Below are 23,207 nucleotides of genomic sequence, written 5' to 3'. Positions count from 1 at the left end.
TATGCCGCGCCCCCGCCCAATACGAAAGAATCTGCTGCGCCGGCCGCCCGTTTCGGCGTTTTGCAGCCCCGGAATGGCGCAATCTGGATGTGAGGGGATGTGACGACCCGCGCGTCCGCCGATCTGACCGCCGCGGCCCGCGGCATCTGCGAAAGGAAGCTCACCCCATGGCCACCCTGACGGCGGCAAGACCCCTGGACCGCTTTTCCTATGTCACCTTCGATGTGGTCGGCACGCTGATCGACTTCGAGGGTGCGATCACCGGCGCGCTGGCGACGATCGCGGCCGATGCCGGCATGACCGTCGACGGCGAGGAGGCGCTGGCGGTTTACCGCAACGCCCGCTATCAGCCGGACGCGCTGCGCTTCCCGGACGACCTGGGCCGCTGCTACGGTCGGATCGCGGCAGCGACCGGCCTGCCCGACACGCCGGAAAACCGCCGGTTCATGATCGACGCCGTGGGCGAGGCGCAGCCCTTTCCCGACAGCGTCCAGGCGATGGCCCGGCTGAAGGGGCGCTACAAGCTGATCGCCATGACCAATGCCCGCCGCTGGGCCTTCGAGAAATACGAGGAAAAGCTGGGCAATCCCTTCTGGGCCAGCTTCACCACCGACGATACCGGCACCGAAAAGCCCGATCCGGCCTTCTTCCAGCAGGTGTTCGACTTCGTCGGCAAGAATGGCGGGACCAAGGACGACATCCTGCATACCGCGCAAAGCCAGCACCACGACATCGGCATTTCGCGCGCCTTGGGCATGACGAATGCCTGGATCCAGCGCCGGCATGCCCAGAAAGGCTATGGCGGGACCATCGAACCCGCGGAATTCACCGAACCCGACTACCACTTTCACGCACTGATCGACCTGGCCGAGGCCGCCGACAAGGCCTTCGACAACTGACTTCACCCGCCCGAGCGGACACGAGAGCCGCCGGGCAAGCAACAGGGATGACGACATGAAAGACCTCAAGCCGAACAACTGGACGGGCCGCGACGACGCGATGGTCGAGGCCGCAATCCGCCGTGGCGCTTCGCGCCGGGACCTGCTCAAGATGCTGATGGCGTCGGGCGTGGCGCTGTCGGCGGGCGGGTCGCTGCTGCTGCGCGCCGGTCAGGCCGTCGCGCAAACCCCGGTCACGGGCGGGCATCTGAAGGCCGCGGGCTGGTCGGCCTCGACCGCCGACACGCTGGACCCGGCCAAGGCGTCCCTGTCCACCGACTACACCCGCTGCTGCGCCTTCTATAACCGGCTGACCTTCCTCGAGGAGGGCAGCGAGGTGAAGATGGAACTGGCCGAGTCCATCGAGACGACGGACGGCAAGACCTGGCAGATCAGGCTGAAGCCCGACGTGACCTTTCACGACGGCAAGACCTTGACGGCGTCGGACGTGGTCTGGTCGCTCAAGCGCCATCAGGATCCGGCCGTGGGGTCCAAGGCCGCCGCCATCGCCGAACAGATGGCCGAGATCACCGCCGTGGACGACCGCACCGTCAGCATCGTGCTGGCGGCGGCTAATGCCGACCTGCCCACGATCCTGTCGCTGCACCATTTCATGATCCTGGCCGAAGGGACCAGCGATTTCAGCAAGGCCAACGGCACCGGCGCCTTCCTCTGCGAAACCTTCGAACCCGGCGTGCGGTCGATCGGCACGCGCAATCCGAACTACTTCAAGGGCACCGGCCCCTATCTGGACAGCTTCGAATATTTCGCCATCTCGGACAACAATGCGCGCGTCAATGCCGTGTTGTCGGGCGATATCCACCTGGCCGCCGCGATCAACCCGCGGTCGATGCGCATGGTCGAGGGGCAGGGCCATGTCGTCAGCTCGATCTCGACGGCGGGCAACTATACCAACCTCAACATCCGGCTGGACATGGCGCCGGGCGACAAGGCCGATTTCATCGAGGGCATGAAATACCTGATGAACCGCGAGGCCATCGTGAACGGCGTGCTGCGCGGATTGGGCGAGGTCGCTAACGACCAGCCCGTCTCGGCCATGGACCGCTATCACAACCCGAACCTGAAGCCGCGCGAATTCGACCCCGAGCGCGCCAAAGCGCTGTTCGAAAAGGCCGGCGTGCTGGGCCAGGCGATCCCCATCGTCACCTCGGACGCGGCGAACTCGGCCATCGACTATGCCATGGTCGTCCAGCAGGCCGGCGCCCAGGCCGGCATGCCCTTCAAGATCGAGCGCGTGCCGTCCGACGGATACTGGTCGAACTACTGGCTGAAGGCACCGATCCATTTCGGCAACATCAACCCGCGCCCGACGCCGGACATCCTGTTCTCGCTGCTCTACGCCTCCGACGCGCCCTGGAACGAAAGCCATTACAAGTCCGAGAAGTTCGACGCCATGCTGGTCGAGGCGCGCGGCTTGCTGGACGAGGAAAAGCGCAAGGCGATCTATTGGGAGATGCAGGAAATGATCGCGGCCGAGGCAGGCACCATCATTCCCGCCTATATTTCCAACGTCGATGCGCATTCGTCGAAGATGAAGGGCATGCGCCCCAATCCCCTGGGCGGCCAGATGGGCTATGCCTTCGCCGAATATGTCTGGCTGGAGGGCTGACATCCCCACGCCCCGCGCCCCTGTGCAATGCGCGCAGGGGCATCCCCATTGATGGAGGTGTGACATGCTGCGTTCCGCAACCACCTGGATCCTGCTCGGCCAGCGCCTGGGCATCGCGCTCATCACGCTGCTGATCGTGTCCTTCGCGGTCTTCTTCGCGACCGAACTGCTGCCCGGCGACGTGGCCGAGGTGCTGCTGGGTCAGGCCGCAACCCCCGAGGCCGTGGCCGGGCTGCGCACCGCCATGGGCCTGGACGAGCCGGCGATCTGGCGCTTCCTGTCCTGGCTGGGCGGGCTTGCTACGGGTGATCTGGGGATGTCCTATGTCAACAAGATGGCCGTGGCCGACCTGCTGTCGGGGCGGCTGATGAACACGCTGCGCCTGGCGGGCATCGTCACGCTGGTCTGCGTGCCCGTGGCGCTGACCCTGGGCATCGCCGCCGCCATGTGGCGCGGATCCTGGCTGGACCGCCTGGTCTCGGTGCTGACCATTTCCGTCATCTCGGTGCCCGAATTCATGGTGGCGACGCTGGCGGTGCTGGTCTTCGCCGTCTGGCTGGACTGGCTGCCGGCGCTGTCCTTCGGGGTCAATGTGAACAGCATCGGTGACATGCTGCGCGCCTATGCGATGCCCGTCATCTCGCTGTCCTTCGTCGTCTCGGCCCAGATGATCCGCATGACGCGGGCCGCGGTGATCGAGACGATCAACACCCCCTATGTGGAGATGGCGCTGCTGAAGGGTGCGTCGCGGACGCGGATGGTCCTGCGCCACGCCCTGCCGAACGCGCTTGGCCCCATTGCCAACGCGGTGGCGCTGTCCTTGTCCTATCTGGTCGGCGGCGTGATCATCGTCGAGACCGTCTTCAACTATCCGGGCGTGGCCAAGCTGATGGTCGACGCGGTGTCCACCCGGGACCTGCCCCTGATCCAGAGCTGCGCGATGATCTTCTGCATCAGCTATCTGCTGCTGATCACGCTGGCCGATATGATCGCCATTCTCTCCAACCCGAGGTTGCGCCGTTGATGTCCCTTGCTTTGCGCCTTCCGACCCCGGCCCGGCTGGGATATTCCTTCAACTGGGTGGGCCGCATCGGCCTGGCCGTGATCCTGTTCTGGGCGGTGATCGCCATCATCGGCCCCTGGATCGCGCCCTATCCCCCCGGCGACATGGTCGATTTCGACTATTTCGGCCCGATGAGCAGCCAGTTCTGGATGGGCAGCGACTATCTGGGCCGCGACATCCTGTCCCGCATCATCATGGGGACGCGCTATACCGTCGGCATCGCGCTGGCCGCGGTGATGCTGGCCTGCGCGGGCGGCGTGCTTCTGGGCATGATCGCGGCCGTGGTCGGCGGCTGGTTCGACACGCTGCTGTCGCGCTTTCTGGACGCCTTCAACGGCATTCCGCACCTGCTGTTCGGCCTGGTCGTGGTGGCGGCCGTCGGATCCTCGATCCCGATCCTGATCGTGACGCTGGCGGCCATGTATCTGCCGGGCTCCTATCGCTTTGCGCGCGCGCTGGCGGTCAACGTCAACACCATGGATTTCGTCACCGTGGCCCGCGCCCGGGGCGAGGGCTTCGGCCATATCATCCTGCGCGAGATCTTTCCCAACATCCTGGGCCCCGTCCTGGCCGATCTGGGCCTGCGCTTCGTCTTCATCGTGCTGGTGCTGTCGGGCCTGTCCTTCCTGGGCCTTGGCGTGCAGCCGCCCAATGCCGACTGGGGCGCCTTGGTGCGCGAGAACATCGAGGGCCTCAGCCTCGGGGCGCCGGCGGTGATCTTTCCCTCGATCGCCATCGCCTCGCTGACCATCTCGGTCAACATGTTCATCGACAACCTGCCCACCCGCATCCGCGACAGGAGCGAATGATGGATCAGCCGCTTGTTTCCGTGCGCGACCTGAAGATCGGCGCCAGGACCGACTCGGGCCGCGAGGTCGAGATCATCAAGGGCGTCAGCTTCGACATCGCCCCGGGCGAGATCGTGGCCCTGATCGGCGAAAGCGGGTCGGGCAAGACCACCATCGCCCTGTCGCTGATGGGCCATGCGCGGCCCGGCTGCGCCATCCAGGGCGGCAGCATCCGCGTGGGCCGCCGCGACGTGACGGCGATGCCCGAGCGCCAGCGCGCCGCCATGCGCGGGACCGAGGTGTCCTATGTCCCGCAATCGGCGGCGGCGGCCTTCAACCCGGCCAAGCGCATCATGGACCAGGTGGTCGAGATCACCGCCATCCACCAGCTGATGCCGCGCGAGCAGGCCGAGGCCAAGGCGCGGCAGCTGTTCCGCGCCCTGGCGCTGCCCGATCCCGACACCATCGGCAGCCGCTATCCGCACCAGGTCTCGGGCGGGCAGTTGCAGCGCCTGTCGGCGGCCATGGCGCTGATCGGCGATCCGGCGCTGGTGATCTTCGACGAACCGACGACCGCGCTGGACGTGACCACCCAGATCGAGGTGCTGCGCGCCTTCAAGTCGGTCATGGACAAGGGCGCCATGGCGGGGGTCTATGTCAGCCACGACCTGGCCGTGGTGGCGCAGATCGCCGACCGCATCATCGTGCTGAAGAACGGCGCGGTGCAGGAGGAGGGCGCGACCGAGCAGATCCTGCACGCGCCGAAGCACCCCTATACCCGCCAGCTGCTGGATGCCTTCGAGCCGGTGCCGCATGTCCCGGTGGCCCGGCCCGACGCGGCCGAGCCGATCCTTGCGGTGCAGGACCTCTGCGCGGGCTATGGCGTGATCCGCGACGGCGTGCCGGCGGCGAAGATCCTGCAGGATGTCAGCTTCCGGCTGGAACGCGGCCGCAACCTGGGCGTGATCGGCGAATCCGGGTCGGGAAAGTCGACGCTCGCCCGCGCCATTGCCGGCATTCTGCCCGCCTATCGCGGCAACCTGCTGCTGGACGGCAAGGAACTGGCGCCCGCGCTGCGACAGCGCAGCAAGGACGAATTGCGCCGCGTCCAGATCGTCTTCCAGCTGGCCGATACCGCGCTGAACCCCGCGCAGTCGATCGAGACGATCCTGGCCCGGCCCCTGACCTTCTATCACGGCATGACCGGGGCCGCGCGCAATGCCCGGGTGATCGAGCTTCTGGACATGGTGCGCCTGCCCGGCCACCTGCGCCACCGCCTGCCCTCGGAATTGTCGGGCGGGCAGAAGCAGCGGGTGAATCTGGCCCGCGCCCTGGCCGCCGAGCCTGAGCTGATCCTGTGCGACGAGATCACCTCGGCGCTGGACACCGTCGTTGCGGCGGCCATCCTGGACCTGCTGAAGGAACTGCAGCGAGAGCTGAACCTGTCCTACATGTTCATCAGCCACGACCTGTCCACGGTCGAGGCGATCTGCGACGAGGTCCTGGTGATGCTGAAGGGCCGGGTGGTCGAGGCGCTGCCCGCCGCACGCATGTCGACCGAGGCCGCGCATCCCTATTCGCGGCTGCTGATCGGCTCGATCCCCCAGCTGGATACCGGCTGGCTGAAGGGGCTGGAACAGGACCCCGCCCTGATGGCGCAGTTCGCGGGACGGTAGCTGCGACGGGCAAGGGCCCAAGCCTTCGCGGCCAGCTGTCCTGTCCACGGATGCCGCCGGACCGCACAGGCCCGGCGGGCGCCGCTTGCCTCGTCCGCCCGGGCGTCAGGACCGTTCCGCGAATAGCCGGGTCAGCGGGATCTGCGTCTTGACGAAGGGCGTCTTGATGACCACGAAGCTGAAATACTTGTCCACGCCGACGTCGCGGTCGATCAGCGATTCGATGATGTTCTGGTAGTCCACGATCCCCGAGGTCACGAATTTCGCCAGATAGTCGTATCCGCCCGACACCAGGTGGCATTCGATGCAGCTGTCGATCTTTTCCAGCGCCTCCTGGAAGCGCGCGAAGTCCGGCGGGCGGTGGTTCTTCAGGGTGAATTCGGTAAAGACGGTCAGCGTCTCGCCCAGCTTCGCCACGTTGATCTGGGCGCTGTAGCCGGTGATGTATCCGGCCTGCTGCAGCTTCTTGACCCGCATCAGGCAGGGCGAGGGGGACAGCGCGACCAGATCGGCCAGCTCGACATTGGTGATGCGGCCGTTCTTCTGCAGCTCGGCCAGGATCTTCACATCGATGCGGTCCAGTTTCAGCGGCGGTGCCATTCGATCTTCCTTCCCGTTCCGGGTCCCTTCTGCTGCAATTCGGCCTCGCTGCCAACCGGCTGCGATTCGACAGGAAATGCCGCTGCCGCCGCGAGATGCGGCAGATGCGGCTGGCCACCCGCCGCTAGCCTGCGGTGACACGACCGGAGAACCCCATGCCCGCACCGCTTTTGTCCATCGAGACCGCCGGAGACCCGCCCGCCCGCGCCGATTGCGTCGTGATCGGCGGCGGCATTGTCGGGGTCTCGGCCGCCTATTGGCTGGCCCGCGCCGGGCAAAGCGTGGTGCTGCTGGAAAAGGGCCGCATCGGGGCGGAACAGTCCAGCCGCAACTGGGGCTGGTGCCGGCAGCAGAACCGCGATGCCCGCGAATTGCCCTTGTCCACGCGCAGCCTGGACCTGTGGGAGCAGATGGCGGCCGACCTGGGCCCCGGCATCGGCTTTCGCCGCTGCGGGCTCTTGTATCTGACCGATGACCCCGCCGAGCTGGAAGGCTGGGCCGCCTGGGGCCGCTTCGCGCAAGGCGAAGGCATCGACACGCGGATGCTGTCGGGCCCCGAGGCTGCCGAGCGCGGCCGCGCCACCGGCAAATCCTGGCTGGGCGGCGTCTGGTCGCCCACGGACGGCATTGCCGACCCCGCCAGCGCCGCGCCGCTGATCGCGCAGGGCATCGTCAAGCATGGCGGCCATGTGATCCAGTCCTGCGCCGCCCGCGGGCTGGAGCTTGAGGCCGGCCGCGTCGCGGGCGTCGTGACCGAGCGCGGCACGATCCGCACCGGCACGGTGGTGATGGCCGGCGGGGCCTGGGCCGGCAGTTTCCTGCACCAGCTGGGGATCGGCTTCCCGCAAGCCTCGGTGCGCAGTTCGATCCTGTCGGTGATGCCGGGGGCCGAGGGGCTGCCCGATGCCCTGCACACCGCTGCCGTATCGGCCACGCGCCGGGGCGACGGCGGCTATACGCTGGCGATCTCGGGCCGGGCCAATGTGGATCCGACGCCGCGGATGATCGCCGGAGCCAGGCATTTCCTGCCGATGTTCGCGAAACGCTGGCGCGCCCTGCGCCCCGGCGGGCTGCAGGGCTGGGCTGCGGGGTTCGAGACCCGCGCCCGCTGGTCCCTGGATCGCGAAACGCCCATGGAGCGGGTGCGGATTCTCGACCCGCATCCGTCGAAGGCCCTGGTCAGGGAAACGCTGGCCCGCGCCCGCCGCCTGCTGCCCGCGTTGCGGGACATTCCCGTGCAGGCCAGCTGGGCGGGCTTCATCGACAGCACGCCCGACGGGGTGCCGGTCATCGACGCGGATTGCGGCCTGCCGGGCCTGGTCCTGGCGGCGGGCCTGTCGGGCCATGGTTTCGGGATCGGGCCGGGGGTCGGGCATCTGGTGGCCGACATGATCCTGGGCCGGACACCGATCACCGAGATCGCGCAATACCGGCTGGACCGCTTCAAGGGCAGCCAATGGGGCAAGGTGGCGAAATTCTGAGCTCATGCCGCAAAACGCCCGATGTGGAAATCCTCCAGCGGCGTTTCGCAGCGGCCTGTGGCGACCAGTTCCGCCATCGCATCGCCCACGCCGGGGCCCAGCTGGAAGCCGTGGCCGCAGAAACCGAAGGCATGGAACAGCCCCGCCGTGGTGCCCGAGGCGCCCATGACCGGCAGGCCGTCGCGGACATAGCCCTCGGCCCCCGACCATTGCCGGATAACGGCAACATGGCGCAGGGCCGGGCACAGGCGCATCACGGCGCGCAATTGCGCGGGCAGGCGGGCAGGGTCGGCATGGGCGCGGCCATCCGCGCCGACCGCTGCCCGGTCCACCGCGCCGCCAAAGACCACGTTGCCGCGTTCGACCTGCCGCAGATAGGCGCCGTGATCCGCCGACCAGACCCCGACGACCGGCAGGATGCGGTGCGGCAGGGGCTCGGTCACGGCCATCTGCGGGCCGCGAACCTCGATCGGCACGGGTTCGCCGAACTGCGCCGCCAGAGCCGCGCCGTGATGGCCCGTGCAGTTGACCAACCGATCGGCACGGAAGGTCCCGCGCGAGGTCTCGACGGTAAAGCCGGGCTGGACGGACAGCACCTGCGCCTGGTCCACCACCTGCACCCCCGCCCGCGCCGCGGCATCGGCAAAGGCCGGCGCGATCAGGCGCGGGTTGGCCGAGCCGTCGCGGGGCGAGAACGACGCGGCAATGGCCTCCGGACCAAGCCCCGGAAAGCGCTGCCGGATCTGGTCCGGGCCAAGCTCTTCGAGCTCCAAGCCCCAGGGCCGGGCGTCTTCGGCAAAGCGGCGCATCAGGGCCAGGCCCTCGGGGTCGAAGATCAGCCGCAGATGGCCCGTCGCGCGAAACTCCACGTCGCGGCCCAGCAGCGCCCCCAGCCGGTGCCACAGGGCAAGCGAGCGATGCGCCAGCGGCAATTGCGGCAGGTAGCGCCCGCTGCGCCGGATATTGCCGAAGGATGCGACGGTCGCCCCGGCGCCGATGCGGCCGGTGTCGATCAGGGTCGTGGCGATGCCCCGGCGCGCCAGGAAGAACGCCGTTGCGCTGCCCATCAAGCCGCCACCCAGAACGATCGCCGACATCCGTGTTCCCCCGAAAATCTTGCCCAAGGGAACGCCCTGAGCCATGAAGGGTCAAGGACGGGTTCTTGGGTGAGCCATAAGTCGAACCTATGGGGTGGTGATGCGGGCCAGGCAGCTTGAGGTGTTCGTGGCGGTGATGCGCGCAGGCTCGATCACCGCCGCGGCGCGGATGCTGAACATCTCGCAACCCGCCCTCAGCCAGGTGCTGCTGCATGCCGAGGACGAATTGGGTTTCGCCCTGTTCACCCGCGAAAAGGGCCGCCTGCACCCTACGCCCGAGGCGCTGGAGCTGTTGCCCGATGCCGAGCGGCTGTTCGGCGGGCTGGAAGGGCTGCGCCGCAAGACCGCCGACCTGCGGCAGGGGCGGGCGGGGCTGGTGCGCATCGCGGCCTCGCCCCCGCCGGCGATGTCCTTCCTGCCGGAGGTTCTGGCCGCTTATCGCAAGGCGCATCCCGACATCCTGGTGCGCGCCCATGTCGCCCCGGTCGCCTCGCTGATCACCATGCTGCGCGCAGGGGATGCCATGCTGGCGCTGGCGCTGGACGACACGATGCCGCCCGATATCGACGTCGAGCCGCTGGGGGGCGCGCGGTTTACCTGTCTCTTGCCGCCGGGCCATCCGTTCCTGGACCGCGACGGGCTCAGGCTTGCCGACCTGCAGGATCAGGCATTGATCTCTTATCGCGCGGCGACCCGGCCGCATCACGAATTGTCCCAGGCGGCCCGCGCCCAGGGCCTGCGGTTCGAGCCGGTCCTGGAAATCGACATGTCGATCACCGCCGTCGGCTTCGTGCAGGCGGGGCTGGGGATTGCGGTGGTCGATTCCCTGCTGCCCTGGGCGCAATTCGCGGGCATCCGGCAATGCCCGTTGCTGGACGATGCGGCGCTGCCCCTGTCGCTGCTGACGCTGAAGGGCCGCGTGCTGTCGCGCGCGGAAAGCCTGATGCGGGACACGATCCGAAGGCATAAGCCCGACTTATAGCCCGCGCCGCTTTGCGTCTTGGACGCGGATCGCCGCTTCTGGTTCCATCGCCTCGACCAATGACGGAGTGGCGGAATGGACGGGACCGTAGCGGACTGGAAGATCGGCGTCGATATCGGCGGCACCTTCATGGATTTCTGCGCGCTGGAGGCGACCTCGGGCCGCGTCGCATCGCTGAAGGTGCTGACCACGCCCGACGATCCCGGCGCCGAACTGCTGGAAGGGCTTCGGCTGCTGGCCGAACGCGAGGGGCTGGATCCGGCGACGGTCAGCCGCTTCGTGCACGGCACCACGGTCGGCATCAACACCATCATCCAGCGCAAGGGCGCGCGCCTGGCGCTGATCACCAATGCGGGCTTCGAGGATGTGATCGAACTCGCCCGGTTGCGGATGCCCGAGATGTATTCGCTGTTCTGCCACCGGCCCGACCCGCTGGTCTCGCGCGACATGATCTTCGGCATCCCCGCCCGAATGCGCGCCGACGGCCGCCAGACCCTCGCCCCCGATGGGGTCGCCATCGCCGATGCCGTGGCCCGCGCCAAGGCCGCAGGCGCCGAGGGGGTGATCGTGGCGCTGCTGCATTCCTGGCGCGACGGCTCGCAGGAGGCCGCCGTCAAGGCGCAGGTCGAGGCGCAGGCGCCCGATCTGTTCGTCTTCACCTCGGCAGAGGTCTGGCCGGTGATCCGCGAATACGAGCGCAGCTCGACCGCGATCCTGAACGGCTATGTCCACCCGCGCGTCGCGGGCTATCTGACGGCGTTGGAATCGCGGCTGGCGGGGCAGGGGGTTCCGGCCCGCGCCATGCTGACCAAGTCGAACGGCGGGCTGATGACCGCGGCCGAGGGGCGGCGCGACTGCGTGTCGATGCTGCTGTCGGGCACGGCATCCGGCGTGATCGGCGCAAGCTGGCTGGCCCGCCAGGCCGGCGAGGATCGCATCCTGACGCTGGACATCGGCGGCACCTCGGCCGATTTCGCGCTGATCGTGGACGGGCAGGTGCAGTTCGGATCGGACGAGCTGATCGGCGAATTTCCGTTGCACATCCCATCGGTCTCGGTCAGCTCCATCGGCATCGGCGGCGGCTCCATCGCCAGCGTGGACGCGCAGGGGGTGCTGCGCGTGGGGCCGGAATCGGCGGGATCGAACCCCGGTCCGGCCTGCTACGCACGCGGCGGGACACAGGCCACGGTGACGGATGCGATGGCGGTCTGCGGCTGGCTGGGCCACAGCCAGATGGCCTACGGCCAGTTGCAGATGGACGTGGCGCTGGCCCGGCAGGCCGTTGCTGCCTTGGCCGAGCAGCTTGGCCGCAGCCCCGAGGAAACCGCGCAGGCGATCCTCGACATCGCGATTTCCGAGATGTTCGTCGAGGTCGAGAAGCTGTCCTCGCGCGCCGGCGTCGATCTGCGGGACTTCGCGCTGATGCCCTTTGGCGGCGGCGGGCCGATGCTGGGGGCCTTCCTGGCGCGCGAACTGGGGATCTCGCGCGTCATCGCCCCGCGCCGTCCGGGCGTGGTCTCTGCGCTTGGCGGCCTGGTGGCCGATCTGCGCGGCGACTTCATCCGCACGGTCTTTGCCGATCTGGGCGCGGATCTGACCGCGCCGTTCCGGGCGCTGACCGATGACGGTCGCGCCTGGCTGGCCGCCCAGGGCCATCACGGCGCCGCCGATCTGCGCCTGTCCGCCGACATGCGCTATGCCGGCCAGAGCTACGAGATCGAGGTCGATCTGGAACCCGCCTGGCTGAACGATCCCGCCCGCATCGCGCAGGCCTTCCACGCCACGCATCTGCGTCTTTACGATTTCGACGACCCCGAGGGCCGGATCGAGATCGTGAACCTGCGCCTGTCCGCCATCGGTGCCGGGCCGAAGCCCGAATTTCCGACAGAGACGGGCGACCCCGCCCCTGCCCGGCCCGCGCGCCATGTGCCGGTGCATCTGGGGGCCTGGCAGGATATCCCGCTCTATGACCGCGCGGACCTGACGGGGGGCGCAAGCTTCCACGGCCCCGCCATCGTCGCGCAGGAAGACACCACCTTCGCCATCCCCGAAGGCGCGACGGCCCGGGTGGACGACCACCTGAACATCCACCTGAGCTTTGCGGAGTAAGCCCATGTTCGACAAGATGACGCTTCAGGTCCTGGCCAACCACGCCCGCGCGGCGGCCGAGAACATGGCGCATACGCTGCACCGCACGGCGCATTCGGCCTTCGTCAAGGAAACGCAGGACTTCACCGTCATGCTGATGGACAAGGGCGGCGACACCTTCGCGGTGCCGATGGACCTGGGCGCGACCTGGTATCCGGGCCTGACCTATGGCCGGGCCATCGCCATGGTGGACGATTACCGCCCCGGCGACGTGGCCTTCACCAACGACCCCTATTCCGGCCATGTCGCGACCCATGCCCCCGACACCCACCTGTGGAAGCCGGTCTTCGCGGATGGCGAGATCGTCGCCTGGACCGGCGGGCATATCCACAACACCGACATGGGCGGCGCGGTGCCTGCCTCGCTGTCACGGTCCCTGACCGAGATCCACCAGGAAGGCATCCGCTTTCCGCCGATGAAGCTGGTGAACGAAGGCGTCTTCGACGAGCAGATCCTGCGGATCATGCAGACCAATGTCCGCAAGCCCGCGCTGAACATCGGCGACATCAAGGCGCTTGTCGGCGCGCTGAACACCGGCGAGCGCAAGGTGCACCAGATGATCGCCCGTTTCGGCAAGCAGGGCTTCGTCCAGGGCGTCGCGGCGCTGAAGGACCAGGCCGAGGCGCAGGCCCGCGACATCCTGCGCGCGATCCCGGACGGGGATTACCATTTCGCCGATTACGCCGACGAGGACAGCGACCAGGCCAATCCCTGCCGGCTGAACCTGACCCTGAAGATCCGCGGCGACAGCGCGGTGCTGGATTTCACCGGATCGGACCCGCAGCTTGGCAGTTCGCTGAACGTGCCCTCGGGCGGGGATCCGCGCCACACCATGCTGCTGGTGGGGGTCTATTACGTCCTCTATACGCTCAACCCGCGCATCCTGCTGAACACCGGGCTGACGCGGCCCTTCACCTGCATCGCGCCGGAAGGCACGGTGCTGAACCCGGTCGCGCCCGCCGCCGTGGGGATGCGGTCGCTGACCTGCGCGCGGCTGCGCTCGGTGATCTTCGGGGCATTCTCGCAGGCCATTCCTGACCGGATGCCCGCCGCGCCCGCCGGCAACAACTGCATCATCAACGTGATGACGCGGGACGAGCGCACGCAGAAGACGGTCATCGCCGCCGTGAACCCGGTGGTGGGCGGCGGCGGCGGCATGCCCTGGCGCGACGGCACCAACGGCTCGGGCGCGGACGCGGCCTATTTGAAGAACACCCCCATCGAGATCACCGAGACCGAGGTGCCGGTGGAATTCGTCCGCTACGGCCTTGCGCAGGACAGCGGCGGGGCCGGACGCTGGCGGGGCGGGCTGGCCACCGAGATGGCCTTCCGCGTCTTCGCCCCCGACAGCCGCATCACCGCGCGCAACCGCGACCGCAGCCTCTTCCGCCCCTGGGGGATCCTGGGCGGCAAGGCGGCGGGCCTGGCCGAGATGATCGTGAACCCCGGAACGCCCGAGGAACGGCGCACCGGGTCCTCCGACACCGCGATCCTTGGCCCCGGCGATGTGCTGATGATCCGTTCCGCCGGCGGCGGCGGGCGTGGCAACCCCTTCGAGCGAGAGGTCTGGCGCGTCGAGCAGGATGTGGCGCGGGGCTATGTCTCGGCCGATGCGGCGCGGCGCGATTACGGCGTGGTCGTCGGCGATGCCGATGCCACGGCGGCGCTGCGGGCGCAGGCGACGGAACATCAGGGGCATTTCCATTTCGGCCCCGAACGCGACGCCTTCGAGGCGCGCTGGACCAGCGCCGCCTATGAGGCCCTGACGGCGATCCTGACGGCGCTGCCGATCCACTGGCGCTTCTTCGCCAAGACCGAGATCTTCCGCCGCATGGAGGGCAATGGCCCCGAGGCCGTGCACCGCGCCTTCGATGCCGTCTGCGCGCGCTTTCCCGACCTGCCGCGCCCGGCCCTTGCGCAGGCCGCGGAATGACCGGGCAACTGGTCCGGCTGGCCGAGACGGGGCGCGCGCCGGTGGCGTTCCGTTTCGACGGGCGGGACATGACCGGGCTGATGGGCGACACGGTGCTGACCGCGATCCTGACCGGCGCCGGATCGCTGCGCCCGGCCGAGTTCGGGCCGGAGCGGCGTGCGGGCTTCTGCCTGATGGGCGCCTGCCAGGATTGCTGGATCTGGGCCGAGGACGGCTCGCGCCTGCGTGCCTGCTCGACGCCCCTTGCGGCGGGGATGCGGCTGCTTTCCGAGGCGCCGCAAGGGTGGCCCGCATGACGCGGGTGCTGGTCGTCGGTGCCGGGCCTGCGGGCATCCGCGCGGCAGAGCGGCTGGTCCGCGCAGGCCTGCGCCCGGTCGTGGTGGACGAAGCCGCGCGGGCCGGCGGCCAGATCTATCGCCGCCCGCCCGAAGGCTTCACCCGCCCGCCGGAAAAGCTCTATGGCTCCGAGGCCGGGAAGGCGCGGGCGCTGCACGCGCTGTTCGACGCCATGGTGGCGGCGGGGCAGGTGGACTATCGCCCGCAATCCGCGGTCCATGCGATCCGCGGCGGGGTGGCGCATGTCGGTGCGGCACGCATTCCCCATGACCGGCTGATCCTGGCGACGGGGGCCACCGATCGCCTGGTCCCGGTGGATGGCTGGCAGCGTGCCGGGGTCTATTCCCTGGGCGCGGCGCAGATCGCGCTGAAGGCGCAGGGCGTGGCCATCGGGCGGCAGATCGTGCTGGCAGGATCGGGGCCGCTGCTGACGCTGGTGGCGACGCAGCTGCTGGCGGCGGGGGCAGGGGTCGCGGCGGTGCTGGACACCTCGTCCCTGGCGACGCAGATGCGGGGCGGCATCGGCATGGCCCTGGCCCGCCCGGCGGTGACGGCGCGGGGGCTGGCGATGCGGGCGCGGCTTGGGCGGCTGTATCACGCCGGCGTCCGGCTGGAACGGATCGCCGCGGATGCGGTCCATTGGCGCGATGGCAGGGGCCGGGCGCAGGTCACCGAATGCGACGCGGTGGCGCTTGGCTGGCACCTGCGGGCGGAAACGCAACTGGCCGACCTGGCGGGCGCGCGCTTTGCGTGGTCCGACACCTGGGCGCAATGGCTGCCGGTCGCGGATGAGATGGGCCGGGCGGGGCCGGGCCTCTATCTGGCGGGCGACGGGCTGCGCATCCTGGGCGCGGATGGCGCCGAGGTCGCGGGTGCCCTGGCCGCCAATGCCTGCCTGACCGACCTGGGGATCGCCACGCCCGGCACGCGCGCGCTGCTGCGCCGCGCCCGGCGGCTGCACCGCTTCGCCGCCGCGATGGCGCGGGCCTTTCCCTGGCCCTCGGGCCAGCTGGATGCGCTGCCCGATGCGGCTGTCCTGTGCCGCTGCGAGGGGATCACCCTGGGGCAGATGCGCGATGCCGCAGGCCTGGGCGGGGCCGAGGCCAACCGCGTGAAATCCCTGGGCCGCATCGGCATGGGCCGCTGCCAGGGCCGCTATTGCCAGCTTGCCGCCGCCGCGCTGATCGCCCGCCACGCCGGTCTTGCCCCGCAGGAGGTGGGCCGGCTGCGCGGCCAGCCCCCGGTGCGCCCGGTGCCCGTCGGCGCGTTGCTGGAGGACTGACAGCATAATCTTCCGTGCCTCGGTGCGGCACGGTGATTTCTGCTGCCCGACGCGCCCCTTCGGCAGCTTTCGCCGGCCGCCCCGCGCCACCCTTGTCCCAACAGCCGAGGATGCCATGACCCTTGCCTTCGATCCCCTGTCCCTGACCCTGCCCGCAGGCCATTTCATCGACGGCGCCTATGTCGAGGACGAGGCGCGGCTCGAGGTGCGCGCGCCTTCCAGCGGCCGGGTGATCGGCCATGTCCCGGTGGCCGATGCGGTCATGGTGGACCGCGCGGTGGCGGCGGCGCGGCGGGCGCTTGCCGTGTCGGGATGGGCGACCCTGCATCCCCGCGACCGTCTGCGCGCGCTGCATGCCTGGGCCGACCTGATCGAGGCCGAGGCCCCGGCGCTCGCCCGGCTGGAGGCGGTCTGCTCGTCCCGCCCCGTCGCGCATGTGGCCGCAGGCGACGTGCCGGTGACGGCAGAACAGATCCGCTTCTTCGCCGAATTTGCCGACAAGGAAGGCGGCGACCTGGTGCCCACGGGCGCGGGCAGCCTGGGCTTCATCGCCGCCGAGCCCTATGGCGTGGTCGGCGCCATCGCGCCCTGGAACTTCCCGATCTCGATGGCGGGCTGGAAGCTGGCGCCGGCCTTGGCCGCAGGCAATGCCGTGGTGCTGAAACCGTCCGAGATGACGCCCTGGTCCACGCTTTACATGGCCGAACTGTCGGTGCGCGCAGGCATTCCCGCGGGGCTGGTCAATGTCATCCTGGGCGACGGGCCGGTCACCGGGGCGGCGATCACCGGGCATCCCGGCATCGACAAGGTCAGCTTCACCGGCTCGACCCGCGCGGGCGCGGCGATCATGGAGAATATCGCGCGCACCGGCATCAAGCCGATGACCCTGGAACTGGGCGGAAAAAGCCCGATGCTGGTGTTCGACGATGCCGATATCGACCTGGCCGCCACCTGCCTGGAACGTGGCATCCTGCCCAATGCGGGCCAGTTCTGCATCGCCGGATCGCGCATCATCGTGCAGCGCGGCATCGCCGATGCGCTGGCCGCGCGGCTGGCCGACCGCTTCGCCAGGCCGCACCCGGCGCCGACCTGGGCGGAAAGCCCCGGCTTCTCGCCCATCATCTCGGACCCGCAGCTGCGGCGGATCGACGGCATCGTGCAGGCGGCGCGGGCGCAGGGCGGCGAGATCCTGTGCGGCGGCACCCGCTTCGATCACGAGGGCAGCTTCTACCGGCCGACCCTGATCGGCGGCGTTTCGGCCGACAATCCCGCCGTGACCGAGGAAATCTTCGGCCCGGTCGCCACCTTCCAGACCTTCGACACCGAGGAGGAGGGGCTGGCCCTGGCCCAGCACCCGACCTATGGCCTTTGCGCCGGGCTGTTCACCCGCGACCTGTCCCGCGCCCTGCGCCTGACGCGGCGGCTGGAAGCGGGGACGGTCTGGGTCAACCGCTATGGCCGGTCGCGCGACCATATCCTGCCGACCGGCGGCTGGAAGGCCTCGGGGCTTGGCAAGGATCTGGGGCGCGAGGCATTCGCCGCGAACCGCCGCACGAAATCGGTGCTGATCGACATCTGAAGGAGAAGACCATGACCGCCCACAAGATCGCGCTGATCCCCGGCGACGGCATCGGCGTGGATGTGACCGATGCCGCGATGCAGGTGCTGGACGCCGCCGCCGCGCGCTTCGGCTTCACGCTGGAACCGACCCGCTTCGACTGGTCCTGCGAGACCTGTCTGGCCACCGGCCGCATGATGCCCGAGGACGGGATCGAGCAGCTGCGCCCCTTCGACGCGATCTATCTGGGCGCGGTCGGCTGGCCCGCCACGGTGCCGGATTCGGTGTCGCTGCACGGGCTGCTGCTGCCGATCCGCAAGGCCTTCGACCAATATGCCAATATCCGCCCGCACCGGCTGCTGCCCGGCGTGGAAGGTCCGCTGAGGGCGGAAGGCTTCGACATCCTCTGCATCCGCGAGAACACCGAGGGCGAATATTCCGGCGCCGGCGGCCGCGTCCACCAGGGCCGCGACAACGAGGTCGCCACCGAAACCGCGATCTTCACCCGCAAGGGGGTCGAGCGCATCATCCGCTTCGGCTTCGAACAGGCGCGGGCGCGGCGGGGGCACCTGACCTCGGTCACGAAATCCAATGCGCAGAAATATTCGATGGTGTTCTGGGACGAGGTGACGCAGCAGGTTGCCGCCGAATATCCCGACGTGACCGTCAGTCCCATGCATATCGACGCCATGGCCGCCAAGATGGTGATGGCGCCGCAGGATCTGGACGTGATCGTCGCCTCGAACCTGTTCGGCGACATCCTGACCGATCTGGGCGCGGCGATCCAGGGCGGCCTGGGCTTCGCGGCCTCGGCCAATATCTGCCCCGACCGCAGCGGCCCCTCGATGTTCGAGCCGGTGCATGGATCGGCCCCCGACATCGCGGGCAGGAACCTCGCCAATCCCATCGCCGCGATCTGGTCGGGGGCGATGATGCTGGAGCACCTGGGCGAAAAGCCCGCCGCCGATGCGGTGCTGGCCGCCATCGAATCCGCCACCGCCCGGGGCATCGGCATCCGCCCCGGCTTGCACGGCACCGATGCCATTACCGCAGCCGTCCTGGCCGCGCTGGAGGAACACGCATGAACCAGATGACCGATTTCGGCCCGCAGTTGAACGATCCCGGCCTGTTCCGCCAGGCCGCGCTGATCGACGGCCAGTGGATCGCCCGCCCCGACATGGAGGTAATGAACCCCGCCACCGGCCGCGCCATGGGCACCATGCCCGACTGCACGGCAGATGAAACCGCGCAGGCCATCGCCGCCGCGGAACGCGCCATGCTGGCCTGGCGCAAGCGCACCCATGCCGAGCGCGCCGACCTGCTGATGGGCTGGTATCAGCTGATGCTGGACCATGCGGACGACCTGGCGCAGATCCTGACCGCGGAACAGGGCAAGCCCCTGGCCGAGGCGCGGGGCGAGGTGCTTTATGGCGCCTCCTTCCTGCGCTGGTTCGCCGAGGAAGCGCGGCGGATCAACGGCAAGATCATCCCCTCGCCGGTGCCGGGCAAGAAGGTCTTTGCGATGAAGGAACCGGTGGGCGTCTGCGCGATCATCACGCCCTGGAACTTTCCCATCGCGATGATCACCCGCAAGGTGGCGCCGGGGCTGGCGGCGGGCTGCACGATGGTGGTGAAGCCGTCGGACCTCACCCCCTATTCGGCGCTGGCGCTTGGCGTGCTGGCCGAACGCGCCGGCATCCCGGCGGGCGTCATCAACATCCTGACCGGCCGCCCCGAGGCGATCGGCGCCACGCTGACCGCCAGCCCGGTGGTGCGCAAGCTGTCCTTCACCGGCTCGACCCGCGTCGGCGCGCTGCTGGCCGAACAATGCGCGCCGACGCTGAAGCGCATGTCGCTGGAACTGGGCGGCAACGCGCCTTTCATCGTCTTCGACGATGCCGACCTGGACGCGGCGGTCGAGGGCGCGATGCTGTCCAAGTTCCGCAACGGCGGGCAGACCTGTGTCTGCGCGAACCGGATCCTGGTGCAGTCGGGCATCCACGACGCCTTCGTCGCGGCGCTGGCGAAGCGTGTCGATGCGCTGCAGGTCGGCCCCGGCACGGCCGAGGGCACGACCATCGGCCCGATGATCAACGGCGCCGCCATCGCCAAGATCCGCACCCATGTCGAGGACGCGCTGTCCAAGGGCGCGACCCGCGCCACCGCCGCGCGCGATCTGCCCGATGCCTATGCCGATCCGGTGGTTCTGGTCGGCGCCACGACCCAGATGCAGCTGGCCGCCGAGGAAACCTTCGGCCCCGTCGCCCCGATCTTCCGCTTCGAGACCGAGGAGGAGGCTCTGGCCATCGCCAACGGCACGCCCTTCGGCCTGGCCGCCTATTTCTTCACCCGCGACATCGCGCGCGCCTTCCGCGTGGGCGAGGCCTTGGAGTTCGGCCTTGTCGGGCTGAACACCGGCGCGGTCAGCCATGCCGAAACGCCCTTCGGCGGCGTCAAGGCCTCGGGCCTTGGCCGCGAGGGGGCGCAGGACGGGATCGAGGAATATCTGGAAACCAAGGCGTTCCATTTCGGCGGGCTGTAAGGCCCGCCCCTTCTCAAACGCTGTCACACCCCATGAAAGGGCGAGCGGCCTGCAGGGTGGGGTTTTACCCACCTTTTGCCGGGCGCGCGGCGGGGTGAAACCCACCCCAAGGCCTGCGCCCAAGGCCCGCCGTCACAACCCCAGGCACAGCCGATAGGCATCCAGGATCGAGGCGTGCAGGTCGCGGCTGGCGACCGCATCGCCGATCCGGTGCAGCGCGAAGCCCTTGCTTGACCGGCGCAATTCGGCGAACAGATCGTCCACCGGAAGCGTGCCGTGTTCCACCACCACCTGCGCGACGTCCAGGCTGCGTTGCGCCCCCGTCATCTCGTTGCGCAAGGTGGCGCGCAGCCGGTTTCCCCGGCGCTCGACCCGGATCAGGGCATGATCGGTCAGGGTGGCGAGGCCCGCCTGATAGAAGCGTTTGCGAAAGCTGGTCGCGTCCTGATAGGGCATCTCGGTCGCCGGAACGGCGTCGGGGGTGGCAAGGGTGACGGTCCGCCCGGCATCGGCCAGCTTCAGCGCGCAGGACGGGGCTGCCTGCCGCCCGGTGCCGTCATAGACCAGCACCTCGCCCTGGGCCGCGACCGCGCCGGTCAGCAGATCCCAAGTGCTGTGGCAATGCTCGGCCCCCTCCAGCCAGTCCAGGTCGGGAATGCCGCCGGTCGCCACGACGACGATGTCGGGGGCCTTGGCCAGGATGTCGGCCGCCTCGGCCCAGGTGTTCAGGCGGACATCCACCCCCAGCCGCTCCAATTCGCTGCGCCGCCAGTCGATGATGCCCAGCAGGTCGCGGCGCCCCGGTGCCTTGGCCGCCACCAGGATCTGCCCGCCAAGGCGCGCCGCTGCCTCGATCAGGGTGACGCGGTGGCCGCGTTCGGTCAGCACGCGCGCGGCCTCCATCCCCGCCGGGCCGCCGCCCACGACAATGGCGCGGCGCGGCGCGGGGGACCGGGGGATCGCGTGGCCCAGGGTGGTTTCGCGCGTGGTCGCGGGGTTATGGACGCAATGCGCCTTGCGATACAGGCAATAGGAGGCGCCGACGCAAGGGCGGATGCGATCCTCGACCCCGGCCGCGATCTTGGCGACCAGATGCGGGTCGGCGATATGGGCGCGCGTCATGCCGACCAGATCCGCGATCCCGTCGCGCAGCACATGGCGCGCGGTGGCCACGTCGCGGATGCCACCCGCGTGCAGGACCGGCAGCGACACCGCCTGCCGGAAGGCGCGAATATGCGCCAGATAGGGGGCCGAGGGCTGGAACATGCCGGGCATGTTGTCCTCGGTCAGCAGCAGGTCGCTGTCCATGCGGCCATAGATGCAGTCGAACAGGTCCACATGGCCCTCGGCCTGGATCATCCGGGCGATGTCCAGAGCGTCGCCGGCGGTCAGCCCGTCCGTGCCGCCTTCGTCGACGACATAGCGGATGCCCACCACGAAATCGTCGCCCACGGCACGGCGGATCGCCTCGTGCACCATCAGCGCGAAGCGGGCGCGGTTGGCAGGCGATCCGCCGAAGCCGTCGCTGCGACGGTTGGTGCGCGGCGACAGGAACTGACCGATCAGGTGCCCGCCGGTCAGCGTCTCGACCCCGTCCAGCCCCGCCTCCTGGCAGCGCCGGGCGACGGCGGCGAAATCCGCGATCACCCGGTCGATATCGGCGCGGTCCATCTCTTTCGGAAAGCTGCGGGTCCGGGTCTCGCGCACGCGGGAGGGCGCAATGGCCGGCAGCCAGGCCCCGCCAAGCGCCGTTGCCCGCCGGCCCAGATGCGAGATCTGGCACATGATCGCCGCCCCCTGGCCATGGATCCGCTCTGCCATCGCCGCCAGATGCGGGATGACCGCGTCATCCGCCAGGTTCAGCTGCCCCCCGCCCCAGCTGGAATCGCGCGAGATCATGGCCGAGCCGCCGATCATCGTCATGCCGATGCCGCCCCTGGCCTTCTCCTCGTGATAGGCTTGGTAACGCTCCCCCGGCATTCCGCCATCGTCCAGCATCGAGGCATGGCTGGTGCTGACGACACGGTTGCGCAGTTCCAGCCCCCGCAGGCGGAAGGGGCGAAGAAGCGGGTCGGCTGATGGGGCGTCGGGGGCGATCATCGGCATGCTGTGGTCCTGTCTGCTGCGGCACTTCCGGGCGCAAGCTGTCCTTCCACCCTGCGCGAGGACGGGCGTGGCAGGAAGCTTGATAATCCTGACAGGGGGTATACGCTGCAGGCATGACCCCTCCGCTCCGACTGGGCGCAGCCACGCGCGCGCTGTTCGTTTTCGAAGCCGCGGCGCGCACCGGCAGCTTCTCGGCCGCGGCGCGGGAATTCAACGTGACCCAACCCTCGGTCAGCCGTGCCGTCGCCCAGCTTGAAGCCGAGCTGGGCCTGCGCCTGTTCGACCGCAGCCCGACGGGCATCGCCCTGACCGCAGACGGGCAGCGCATCTTCGACGCCGTCTCCCAAGGCTTTGCCGGCATCGGCGCGGCCATTGCCGAGGCGCAGGACCGCTTTGCCCGGACCCGGGTCACGCTGTCCTTTTCCAGTTCCTTTGCGACCCATTGGCTGCTGCCCCGGCTGGGCAGCTTCAAAGCCGCCTTTCCGGGCATCGAGTTGCGCCTGGACCTGGCCCCGGGCATGCTGGGCGAGCCGCCCGCCCATGCAGACATCGCCACCCGGATCGTGCGCGACGACGACCCGCGCTATCATGTCTGGCCCTTCGCGCCCGAGGTCATCCTGCCCGTCTGCAGCCCCGACTATCTGGCCGAGCGGGGACCGTTGACGGACGATCCGTCAGGCCATGTCTTCCTGAACCTCGATGACGCGCATGCGGCCCATTGGCAAAGGCTGCTGGGCCCCGGCTTCGCCCGGTCAGGACAGTGGCACCGCTTTTCCGACTATTCCGTGGTCCTGCAGGCGGCCGAGCGGGGCGAGGGCATCGCGCTTGGCTGGATCAGCGTCGTCTCGCGTGCATTGCGCGAGGGAAGGATGGTTGAAGCGTCGGACAAAAGATTGCGCACGGGCCGCCAGCATTCCCTGATCGCACCGCGGTCGAAACCCTTGCCGCCGGTGGTTCCGCAGATCTGCGAATGGCTGGCAGGCAGGATGGCCGAGGATCTGGCGGCGATCAATGCTCGCCCCGATACGGCCGAGCAAGGACGATGAC

At 69.1% G+C, this 23,207-nt stretch carries 18 protein-coding genes; 15 read left to right on the top strand and 3 right to left on the bottom strand.

Annotation, left to right across the window (positions count from 1 at the left end):
* Positions 1–167: 167 nt before the first annotated feature.
* The 5 genes from LOS78_RS20295 (at position 168) to LOS78_RS20275 (ending at position 6,095) form a co-directional block, all read left to right on the top strand.
* Positions 168–899, top strand: coding sequence for an HAD-IA family hydrolase (locus tag LOS78_RS20295; protein ID WP_230378944.1), 732 nt, complete (start codon positions 168–170; stop codon positions 897–899).
* Positions 900–954: 55 nt separating this feature from the next.
* The gene (locus LOS78_RS20290) at positions 955–2,568 is read left to right on the top strand and encodes an ABC transporter substrate-binding protein (protein ID WP_230378943.1); all 1,614 of its coding nucleotides are present in this window, start codon (positions 955–957) and stop codon (positions 2,566–2,568) included.
* A gap of 64 nt (positions 2,569–2,632) precedes the next feature.
* Positions 2,633–3,592 carry an ABC transporter permease gene (locus tag LOS78_RS20285; protein ID WP_230378942.1) on the top strand — a complete coding sequence of 320 codons (960 nt, stop codon included), beginning with the start codon at positions 2,633–2,635 and terminating at the stop codon, positions 3,590–3,592.
* Positions 3,592–4,440, top strand: coding sequence for an ABC transporter permease (locus LOS78_RS20280; RefSeq protein WP_062562762.1), 849 nt, complete (start codon positions 3,592–3,594; stop codon positions 4,438–4,440). The genes LOS78_RS20285 and LOS78_RS20280 overlap by 1 nt, the downstream gene beginning before the upstream one ends.
* Positions 4,440–6,095 (top strand): ABC transporter ATP-binding protein, encoded by a 1,656-nt coding sequence (locus tag LOS78_RS20275; RefSeq protein ID WP_230378941.1) that lies wholly within the window; start codon positions 4,440–4,442, stop codon positions 6,093–6,095. The genes LOS78_RS20280 and LOS78_RS20275 overlap by 1 nt, the downstream gene beginning before the upstream one ends.
* A gap of 105 nt (positions 6,096–6,200) precedes the next feature.
* Here the strand turns inward: LOS78_RS20275 and LOS78_RS20270 are convergent, their stop codons facing one another.
* Positions 6,201–6,683, bottom strand: coding sequence for an Lrp/AsnC family transcriptional regulator (locus tag LOS78_RS20270; protein WP_028710686.1), 483 nt, complete (start codon positions 6,681–6,683; stop codon positions 6,201–6,203).
* A gap of 167 nt (positions 6,684–6,850) precedes the next feature.
* On the opposite strand from LOS78_RS20270, the gene LOS78_RS20265 reads away from it, so the two are divergent.
* Positions 6,851–8,176 carry an FAD-binding oxidoreductase gene (locus LOS78_RS20265; protein ID WP_028712726.1) on the top strand — a complete coding sequence of 442 codons (1,326 nt, stop codon included), beginning with the start codon at positions 6,851–6,853 and terminating at the stop codon, positions 8,174–8,176.
* A gap of 2 nt (positions 8,177–8,178) precedes the next feature.
* Here LOS78_RS20265 and LOS78_RS20260 read toward each other — a convergent pair whose 3' ends face one another.
* The gene (locus LOS78_RS20260; RefSeq protein ID WP_230378940.1) at positions 8,179–9,273 is read right to left on the bottom strand and encodes an FAD-binding oxidoreductase; all 1,095 of its coding nucleotides are present in this window, start codon (positions 9,271–9,273) and stop codon (positions 8,179–8,181) included.
* A 100-nt stretch (positions 9,274–9,373) separates the two neighbouring features.
* Between LOS78_RS20260 and LOS78_RS20255 the strand changes: the two genes are divergently transcribed.
* The 8 genes from LOS78_RS20255 to LOS78_RS20220 all read left to right on the top strand — a co-directional run bounded on the left by LOS78_RS20255 (position 9,374) and on the right by LOS78_RS20220 (position 20,054).
* Positions 9,374–10,255 (top strand): LysR family transcriptional regulator, encoded by an 882-nt coding sequence (locus tag LOS78_RS20255; protein ID WP_230378939.1) that lies wholly within the window; start codon positions 9,374–9,376, stop codon positions 10,253–10,255.
* Between the two features lie 75 nt (positions 10,256–10,330).
* Positions 10,331–12,364, top strand: coding sequence for a hydantoinase/oxoprolinase family protein (locus tag LOS78_RS20250; RefSeq protein ID WP_230378938.1), 2,034 nt, complete (start codon positions 10,331–10,333; stop codon positions 12,362–12,364).
* Positions 12,365–12,368: 4 nt separating this feature from the next.
* The gene (locus LOS78_RS20245; RefSeq protein ID WP_230378937.1) at positions 12,369–14,336 is read left to right on the top strand and encodes a hydantoinase B/oxoprolinase family protein; all 1,968 of its coding nucleotides are present in this window, start codon (positions 12,369–12,371) and stop codon (positions 14,334–14,336) included.
* Positions 14,333–14,632, top strand: a complete 300-nt coding sequence (locus LOS78_RS20240) for a (2Fe-2S)-binding protein (protein WP_028716727.1) — start codon at positions 14,333–14,335, stop codon at positions 14,630–14,632. The genes LOS78_RS20245 and LOS78_RS20240 overlap by 4 nt, the downstream gene beginning before the upstream one ends.
* Positions 14,629–15,954, top strand: a complete 1,326-nt coding sequence (locus tag LOS78_RS20235; RefSeq protein WP_230378936.1) for an FAD/NAD(P)-binding oxidoreductase — start codon at positions 14,629–14,631, stop codon at positions 15,952–15,954. The genes LOS78_RS20240 and LOS78_RS20235 overlap by 4 nt, the downstream gene beginning before the upstream one ends.
* Before the next feature lie 115 nt (positions 15,955–16,069).
* Positions 16,070–17,533 carry an aldehyde dehydrogenase gene (locus LOS78_RS20230; protein WP_230378935.1) on the top strand — a complete coding sequence of 488 codons (1,464 nt, stop codon included), beginning with the start codon at positions 16,070–16,072 and terminating at the stop codon, positions 17,531–17,533.
* Positions 17,534–17,544: 11 nt separating this feature from the next.
* Positions 17,545–18,597, top strand: a complete 1,053-nt coding sequence (locus LOS78_RS20225) for a tartrate dehydrogenase (protein WP_230378934.1) — start codon at positions 17,545–17,547, stop codon at positions 18,595–18,597.
* Positions 18,594–20,054: an NAD-dependent succinate-semialdehyde dehydrogenase gene (locus LOS78_RS20220; protein ID WP_371824732.1), complete on the top strand. Its 1,461-nt coding sequence runs from the start codon at positions 18,594–18,596 to the stop codon at positions 20,052–20,054. The genes LOS78_RS20225 and LOS78_RS20220 overlap by 4 nt, the downstream gene beginning before the upstream one ends.
* 132 nt (positions 20,055–20,186) lie before the next feature.
* Here the strand turns inward: LOS78_RS20220 and LOS78_RS20215 are convergent, their stop codons facing one another.
* Complete coding sequence (locus tag LOS78_RS20215; RefSeq protein ID WP_230378933.1) at positions 20,187–22,160, bottom strand: NADH:flavin oxidoreductase; 1,974 nt, start codon at positions 22,158–22,160, stop codon at positions 20,187–20,189.
* Between the two features lie 113 nt (positions 22,161–22,273).
* Between LOS78_RS20215 and LOS78_RS20210 the strand changes: the two genes are divergently transcribed.
* Positions 22,274–23,206, top strand: coding sequence for a LysR substrate-binding domain-containing protein (locus LOS78_RS20210; RefSeq protein ID WP_230378932.1), 933 nt, complete (start codon positions 22,274–22,276; stop codon positions 23,204–23,206).
* The last annotated feature ends 1 nt before the right edge of the window (position 23,207 follow it).

The organism is Paracoccus sp. MA, assembly GCF_020990385.1.
GTDB lineage: Bacteria > Pseudomonadota > Alphaproteobacteria > Rhodobacterales > Rhodobacteraceae > Paracoccus.
This window is presented reverse-complemented; position numbering and strand designations above follow the sequence as displayed.